This is a genomic window from Mycobacterium sp. NGS61, assembly GCF_059812325.1.
The window spans coordinates 1-688 of sequence record NZ_JCALCL010000029.1 but is presented as its reverse complement, the minus strand read 5'-3'; the positions used below and the strand labels follow the sequence as shown (position 1 = coordinate 688).

The 688-nt window shown below is 61.3% G+C and carries 1 protein-coding gene; it reads right to left on the bottom strand.

Annotated elements, in window-relative coordinates:
- On the bottom strand, positions 1 to 677 hold a 677-nt coding region (locus tag AC5Y3Z_RS25510; protein WP_473140390.1), incomplete at its 3' end, for a serine/threonine-protein kinase.
- Positions 678 to 688: the final 11 nt, after the last annotated feature.

Sequence of the window (688 nt, the reverse complement as noted above, 5' to 3'; positions counted from 1 at the left end):
CGCGGCGGCGGCTGGGTCAGATGCCCACCCAACTGCTGCTCGAGACTGTCCCCCGGAAACGGCTGACTGCCCGTCAAACACTCATGCATCACACACGTCAACGCATAGATATCAGCCCGATGATCGGTACTGTCCCGCGTCATCCGCTCCGGAGCCAGATACGCCCAACTCCCGATCACATTGCCCGTACTGGTCAACGACGTCTCCCCCGCACTACGGGCGATCCCGAAATCGATCAGATACGCAAAATCATCCTCAGCCACCAAAATGTTGGACGGCTTGACATCGCGATGCACCAAATCGATCCGATGCGCCGCATTCAACGCCGACGCCACCTGATCGATGATGTGCACCGCCCGCGCCGGATCCAACGGACCCTCCCGCAACATGCTCTGCAGATCACGACCCACAATCAGGCGCATCGTGACAAACAACCGCCCCTCGATCTCCCCGAAGTCATAAATCGGCACCACATGCGGCTCATCCAACCCCGCCGCCGACCGCGCCTCCCGACGAAACCGCTGCTGATAGGTCTCATCATCAGCCAACTGCGCCGGCAACACCTTCAACGCCACCACCCGCTCAGTGCCGGTATCAAAAGCCCGCCACACCTCGCCCATCCCACCGCGACCCAGCAACTCGATCAACCGGTAACGACCAAACGGCGTCCCGTCCACGCCAACCTCCC